Annotated in this window: 7 protein-coding genes and 1 pseudogene; 6 read left to right on the forward strand and 2 right to left on the reverse strand. The window is 45.2% G+C overall.

Annotated elements, in window-relative coordinates; translation table 11 throughout:
• Nucleotides 1-471: pseudogene (locus WBA23_RS09365) on the forward strand (hypothetical protein); the annotation flags it as partial.
• 264 nt (nucleotides 472-735) lie between these two features.
• On the opposite strand, the gene WBA23_RS09370 reads toward WBA23_RS09365, so the two are convergent.
• Nucleotides 736-1,566, reverse strand: coding sequence for a phosphogluconate dehydrogenase C-terminal domain-containing protein (locus WBA23_RS09370; protein ID WP_424582015.1), 831 nt, complete (start codon nucleotides 1,564-1,566; stop codon nucleotides 736-738).
• Between the two features lie 168 nt (nucleotides 1,567-1,734).
• Nucleotides 1,735-3,150 (reverse strand): four-carbon acid sugar kinase family protein, encoded by a 1,416-nt coding sequence (locus WBA23_RS09375; protein ID WP_424582016.1) that lies wholly within the window; start codon nucleotides 3,148-3,150, stop codon nucleotides 1,735-1,737.
• Nucleotides 3,151-3,211: 61 nt separating this feature from the next.
• Here WBA23_RS09375 and WBA23_RS09380 point away from each other — a divergent pair, with 61 nt between their 5' ends.
• The 5 genes from WBA23_RS09380 to WBA23_RS09400 all read left to right on the forward strand — a co-directional run bounded on the left by WBA23_RS09380 (nucleotide 3,212) and on the right by WBA23_RS09400 (nucleotide 7,063).
• Nucleotides 3,212-3,661, forward strand: a complete 450-nt coding sequence (locus WBA23_RS09380) for a PH domain-containing protein (protein ID WP_424582017.1) — start codon at nucleotides 3,212-3,214, stop codon at nucleotides 3,659-3,661.
• Nucleotides 3,662-3,738: 77 nt separating this feature from the next.
• On the forward strand, nucleotides 3,739-4,650 hold the full coding sequence (locus WBA23_RS09385) for a TIGR01777 family oxidoreductase (RefSeq protein WP_424582018.1): 912 nt from the start codon (nucleotides 3,739-3,741) through the stop codon (nucleotides 4,648-4,650).
• A gap of 49 nt (nucleotides 4,651-4,699) precedes the next feature.
• Nucleotides 4,700-5,200: a four helix bundle protein gene (locus WBA23_RS09390; protein WP_424582019.1), complete on the forward strand. Its 501-nt coding sequence runs from the start codon at nucleotides 4,700-4,702 to the stop codon at nucleotides 5,198-5,200.
• A 163-nt stretch (nucleotides 5,201-5,363) separates the two neighbouring features.
• The gene (locus tag WBA23_RS09395) at nucleotides 5,364-6,038 is read left to right on the forward strand and encodes a TIGR00730 family Rossman fold protein (RefSeq protein ID WP_424582021.1); all 675 of its coding nucleotides are present in this window, start codon (nucleotides 5,364-5,366) and stop codon (nucleotides 6,036-6,038) included.
• Entirely contained in the window at nucleotides 6,038-7,063 is a 1,026-nt protein-coding gene (locus tag WBA23_RS09400) for a lytic transglycosylase domain-containing protein (protein ID WP_424582020.1), read from the forward strand. The genes WBA23_RS09395 and WBA23_RS09400 overlap by 1 nt, the downstream gene beginning before the upstream one ends.
• Nucleotides 7,064-7,158: the final 95 nt, after the last annotated feature.

Consider the following 7,158-nt stretch of genomic DNA (forward strand, 5'->3'; position numbering starts at 1 on the left):
AGTTCACACAACTACCGCATTCACGACTACGCTAGCTACCGGGGCCTGCTCGTGATGACTGGCGTTAACCCAGAAACTATCAGCGATAACGAGCATGTTATCTGCTCAGAAGATGGGAATGCCGCAGTATGGGTAGGAGCTATTGACGACCTATGGAAACTGGGTAAACCTACCGGGCAGGGGGGTCCCTGGAAAAAATCAATAGTCAAGGCTCACGAACCTTCTGACCCATACCTGATCGGCTTTTACGATCAACGAAGTCTTCAGCTTTCGCACGCATCAAACCAAACAGTCACATTTACAATTGAAGTAGAACCTATTGGACACGGTCCGTGGATGACCTATCAGGAGGTGACCGTACAACCTAATAAAACTTTTGAACATACTTTTCCCGATCACTTTCAAAGCCGCTGGATACGTTTCCGTACCAATAAAGACTGCGAAGCTACCGCTTGGTTGGAGTACCGATAGGTTAGCGAAATACTGATGACTGTGCTATTGATTCACACAAAAACTAGCCAGACAAAGAGCTAACTGGCAAACCAGAATATTCGCTTACCAAAAGGTGTTGCCAAAAAGCGCTAAGCCACGGCTACCAAAACCCAGATACGCTAACCTATCATACTAAGCACTACGGATACATTGAGACGTATGATCGAGCAGAATCTACCAAAATTGCGTTTTAGAAACTCTACGATCTATTAGAAAGCCAGTACGAGATTACTAAGAAGCAATTTACGTAATTGCCTCAATCTGATCCATCACGTTGTCCCACTCGAATACGTCTTTCCAGTCGTCTTTAAAAATACGCGGAATTCCGTAGACGATAGCTTTCTGGGCCGCATCAGAAAACACTCCTCCTGGTAATTGATCAAATAACAATGCCAGCTCAATGTTAATATGACCCAAGAAGAAATCATAAGCTGCTTCTTTGGGCACACCCTTGGCTACTACCGTATCTACCGCTTCTTTCATCACGGTAACCACGGCTGCTCCGAAGGTTTCGGATAGAGCTGGTTCTAGAATACCCATCTGCTCAATGGTTACCCGGTGAGCTTTGGTCACGGGTCTATACATTTCTTTGGCTAATGTTTCGCCTACTGAGTAATCTTCTTCTGGCCCCTGAATCAAAGCGCACACAATACTCTGCTTAGCAGCAATGCCCCCGAAGTAGTCGTAGTGCGCTTCTTCCTTAGGTTCCCAATTAAACACCGAAGGGTGCGAAGGGTGAGCAGCAAAATAAGTAACATCGTCTCGTTTGGGTAGATGTCCGGCGCAGGGGGCGGCCGGGTCTAGCGTAACCGCCATGGCCCCCGACTTCATCTGAGGAACAACCTTAGCCGCTATACTTTTTATGGCTATATCAGGAATAGCCAGAATAATAATGTCGGCTTCAGGGAGTACCTCTTCGGGTTTAGAAACGCTTACGCCTTTTTCCAGTAAACGAGCAATACCCGCTTCGCTCACTTCTAAGTAGGAAACATCGTAATCTTCATTCGCTTGCAGATTAGCGGTTGTCCGCATTCCCATTTTTCCGCCGGCTCCAACTAAAACGATTTTTTTCATAGTGTTTGGTGTTACAGTGTTATGGTATTAAAATGTTATAGTCCGATAATGTTACAGTGCTTGGTGCTAGATGTTGTGTTCAGGGAGTCAGGTATTCGTGTATTTACGATGATTTAGAAAGCTCTCTACACGAACACCCTAACATTCAAACACCAAAACATATCAACCCTAAGCACTACCTTGTACAATAGAAGCAAAGTAGTCGATTTTTCCGTTTTGTCCACCTTTCATGGCAATTTGTAGCCCATCGAAGCGGGGCTGCTTAGCGTGAGCGGTACACAGAGGTACGCCGGGGGCAATCGGCATTAGTGTTTCTAGAGCATAGATTCCGAGTTCGTGAGCGATATATCCTGAGGTGTCGCCGCCAGCACTGACAACTCTTTTTACGGAAGTTTTTTCCAGTAGTGATTTCAATATTTCTCCTTGTGCCCTCGCTAGCAACGCACTAGTAGGTGTATCGGTTAATCCGAGCGTTTGTTTGCGCTGGTTGGTAGCGGCAATACTCGGATCGTCGGGACCTAAAGCAGTGTACATAGCCACGGGCTGTTCTTTGCCTAACGCTTCCAATGCGAGTGTTTTTACTCGCTGTATCTCGTTATTTCTTTCGTCCGGATGAACCAACTTTTCTCCCTGAATTCGGACGTCGGCAAAGCCCTGCTGAATAATCCATTTAAGTTGCTCGCCAGTAGTTGGGGAGCAACTACCCGCCATAATAATAATAGGTTCAGCCTTACCGGGAGAGTTAGGCGAAGGTGGTTTTTCCAATAGCCCTTGTTGTTGTAGATAGTTGCATAAAGCGTACTCAGTACCCGAAGCTCCTACTAAAAGTTGTTGGCGTTCAGCTCGTTTTTGCCAAAGAATATGCCCTACCGATAGTAGATGCGCATCGTTATAAGTATCAAAGAGTAGATAGTCGCCCGATTGTTCCGTTAGTTCATTCAATGCAGCTTGTTGGGTAGCTTCATCCGCTTCCAGCGCAAACAAATCCATCAATCGTACCGGACGATCAGTTTGCTTCCCTAGATGAACCCGAAGGTCACTTTCGTTCATGGGCGTTACTGGATGGCGCGACATAGTGGGATGACGATCTAACCGGTAAGTTGATCCATCTACTCGGGCGAACATATTTCCGAAGACACAAAAGCGGTTAAGTGAGGGGGCACCAACGAGTAATGGAATATAGCTTGAAGGAAAATACGAATGTGCTAAGTCCGTAGCGTGCCCAATGCTGCCCACTTGGGGCGATGAATCAAAAGTAGAGCAAATTTTGTAATGAAAGAAAGCACTATCAATTTGGCTAAGTTGCTTAAAAATAGGTGGAAGGTGATTGTCCATTTCTGGTGGAGAAAGGCTGCGGCTAATACCCGCTACGCCTACCGCTGCTAGCGTTTGCTGTGGACCACTTACTGTATTTTTCAGCCGAAACTGTTGAATTTCTTCTGGTGTAGGTGGGTTTAAAAACAAAGCGGTTGGAATACCATTTAACGCTAAGGCTTCCATCACATCGGTAGAGCCGGTAAAATCATCACCGTAGAAACTAAGAAAGATAGGATGTTGGTCGGTGATGGATGAATGAAGTGGCATAGGTTAAGTAAAATTTCTTCGGAATTTATATTTTTATAGAGAAGACAGCAATTCTAATGCTATGAAATTTTGGTCGAAACGTAATTACAGCATGGCAGCCCTTCTCTGGATTATGCCTCTACTTGGTTCAATAGGATTATTTATCTTGTTAATAATAACCGACCAATTGTTCGGTAAAAATCTCATTGGCTTACTGGTAATTAGTGGGTTGACTGTAATCCTCATTTACCTTTGGCGCAATACGTACTACCGGATCAAAGATGGGCAACTAATGTATCGTTCTGGGGTATTTAGTGGCTCAGTTCCTATTAATCAGATAGAATCTATTCAGCGTTCAGATTATCCGACAACCGGTAATCGGCCCGCAAAGGGTTCAAAAGGATTGTTGATTCGCTACCAAGGGGGGCGAAGCATCTTTGTATCTCCGGCAGATGAAGTGGGATTTATGCAAGAACTGCAAGAAAATAATAGTAGGCTCAGAATATTACCGAAAAGCCCTCAGGGCGGTTAAACAGAAGCTACCGTAGTTGGTTCTCTTCTCAGAAAGAAATTCTCGGAAAGAAATTTCACAGAAACAACACGAATACTATGGACGTAACAGTACTCATCTCGGGCGGCACCGGTTTGGTCGGCACCCGCCTTACCCAATTATTACAAGAAAAAGGTTGCACGGTTACCCACCTTAGCCGCTCGGTTTCGGGTGATGAAAAAGTAAAAACCTACCAGTGGAACATTGAGAAGAAAGAGATAGACCCGGAAGCCTTGACCGGAGTAGACTATATTATCCATTTAGCTGGAGCGAGTATCGCGGATAAACGATGGACGGATAAACGGAAGGAGTTGATTCTAAAAAGCCGTACCGAATCTACCCAACTACTGCGGGATTCTATCGCCAAACTGGGCAACCATGCAATTAAAGCCTTTGTCTCAGCCTCAGCGGTAGGGTACTACGGCATTGATACCGGCAGTGCCTGGGTAAAAGAAGAAAGTCCTTCGGGAGATGGCTTCGCCGCGGAAGTTACCCGGCAGTGGGAAACTGCCGTAGATGAAGTAACCCAGCTCAATATTCGGGTGGTAAAAATTCGGATTGGTATTGTGCTCAGCGAAAAAGGAGGGGCGTTAGTCAAAATTATGCAACCCATCAAACTCGGAGCTGGGGCACCCCTGGGACGGGGCGGTCAGTATATGAGTTGGATTCACCTGGATGACCTTTGCCACTTATTCATTTTTGCGCTGGAGCAGAAGGATATGGCGGGCGTATATAACGGAGTGGCTCCGCATCCGGCCACCAACCATGAACTGACCAAAAAGACCGCCGATGTACTAAACAAGCCGCTATTTCTACCAAACGTACCCGCGTTTGCCCTAAAATTGCTACTGGGAGAGATGGCTCAAGTAGTAACTGGAGGCAATCGGGTGAGCAGTAAAAAGATTGAAGAGGCCGGGTTTGAGTTTAAGTATACTGAGTTACGTCCGGCTTTGGTTGATCTGTTGAGGTAGTGTTAGAGTGTTAAAGTGTTATGGTGTTAAAGTATTATAGTTTAGTAGTATGGCGAAGGTTGAGCGGTTTGAGGATTTGCGGTGTTGGCAGTCAGCTAGAAAAGTAGTTTACGCTATTTATCAACTGAAGAAATATAATGCACTAAGCAAGGATTACGATACCTTCCGACAGTTGAAGAGGGCAGCTTTATCGGTTATGAACAATATTGCGGAAGGGTTTGCTCGTTATCATCCTGGGGAATTTAGCCAATTTTTAAATATAGCTCAGAGTTCAGCAGCAGAAGTGAAGAGTATACTGTACGTATTAGAAGATCTAAGTTATTGTCCCAAATCCGAGTTAAGTAAAATTCATCAGTCCGTAGATAACACTCGTAAAAGCATACTGGCTCTAATCAAGCATATTCAGAAAAGAAAGAGTAATAGCCAAATTAGAGCATCAGAACCAAGCATCGCTTACACTAGAAAGCAAACATCCAACCATCAATATACTCTCGCACTTCCGAAAAAATACCTATTAAACTTAATCGACGATAAGCAGTACAATCCATAACACCATAACACCATAACACCATAACACCATAACACCATAACACCATAACACCATAACACTGAATTATACCCACATGAACACAATAGAAGATAACAACGGAGCCCCCAAAAAGCTACCCGAAAGTACCGTGAGTGAAGAAGAATCACGCATTAAGCAAGCGTTTATGAACCGCGACTGGAACGAGATCAAGACCAATGATTCGTGGGCGGTGTTTAAAATTATGGCAGAGTTTGTAGAAGGCTTTGAGAAACTAGGAAAGATTGGACCCTGCGTAACCATCTTTGGTTCGGCCCGAACGCCCGACAATCATCCGTACTACAAAATGGCCGAAGAAATTGCCGCCAAAATTGTTCGTCATGGCTACGGAGTAATTACCGGGGGCGGGCCCGGTATTATGGAAGCGGGCAATAAAGGGGCCCAAACCGAAGGCGGTAAATCCGTAGGAGTTAATATCATTCTTCCGTTTGAGCAGAGTAGCAACATCTACATTGATCCGGACAAAATCATTACCTTCGACTACTTTTTCGTTCGCAAGGTCATGTTTATGAAGTACTCGCAGGGCTTCATCGTGATGCCCGGCGGCTTTGGCACCCTGGATGAACTCTTTGAAGCCCTCACGCTCATACAAACCAAAAAAGTAGGACGTTTCCCCATTGTGCTGGTTGGTAGCGACTATTGGAAAGGACTACTGCACTGGATTGAAGAAATTATGCTGAAGCAGGAGAAAAATATCAACGAAATAGATTTAGAACTAATTAATGTAGTAGATTCGGCCACCGATGCCGTAGCGGTCATCGATAGTTTTTATTCCAAGTACCTGCTTACGCCTAACTTCTAATGTTTAACAATATCAAAACGCAGGTAGCTATTCAATCAGTGCTGATTGTTGGGCTGCTTATCTATATTGGCTGGCAAGAATTTGCGGATACCCGCCAGGGAGACGTAAAACTAAGTAATGTAGATGGCGCGCCCTCGGTAACTACCGCACCTAAAAACTTGGAAGGTTCTCCCGAAGTAATTATGGCCCCAGCGGGTTATAAAGCCTTTACCGTTCCTATTCCACAGCAAGTGAACTTTGTGGGTGAGACAATTCCCCTACAAGAACCCGACTTGCGCGAACGGCTAGACCGCGAGATTCATGTGAACGCCAACTGGCACTCCAATACTATTCTGATGATTAAACGCGCCCAGCGCTGGTTGCCTACCATTGAGCGGATATTAGAAGAAAACGGAGTGCCGGCTGATTTTAAGTACCTCCCAATCATTGAAAGCGGATTAGTAGAATATGCCCGTTCACCGGCCGATGCTGTTGGCTTCTGGCAGTTGCTGAAGGGAACGGCCAAAGACTTTGGATTAGAAGTAAACAAAGAAGTAGATGAGCGCTACGACCCAATAAAATCTACCGAAGCCGCTTGTAAGTACCTCAAGAAAGCCCACAGCAAATTTGGGAATTGGGTAAACGTAGCCGCCTCGTATAATATTGGTATGCGAGGCTTCGAGCGCCGTTTAGAAGAGCAAAGAGTTGACTCGTATTTCGACATGCTGCTCAACGATGAAACCGCTCGGTACTTTTTTCGGCTGGTAGCCATGAAGATGATTTTAGAGAATCCCGAAGCCTACGGATTTTATATTGACCCCAAAGAAGGGTATTATCAGCCCGAGTTTGAAGTAGTTACTGTTACTGAAACGATTGATGATCTGGTAAAATTTGCCCATACCCACGGGGTAAGCTACAAAATCTTAAAGCGGTATAATCGCTGGCTACGGAAGCCAGAACTCACTGTCAAACGGAATACCTACCAAATTCTCATCTCCCAAGATCCCACTGAGCAGTACGATCCCACGTCTCGGGTAAGCGATTAAAGGTGCTTAAGTGTTATGGTGCGAGGTGTTAAGGTGTTATAGCGACCGTCGCGCGGTGCCGGGTATTATGGTAATTTTGTGATCCTATACATTTG

The organism is Tunicatimonas sp. (genome assembly GCF_049647865.1).
Lineage (GTDB): Bacteria > Bacteroidota > Bacteroidia > Cytophagales > Cyclobacteriaceae > Tunicatimonas.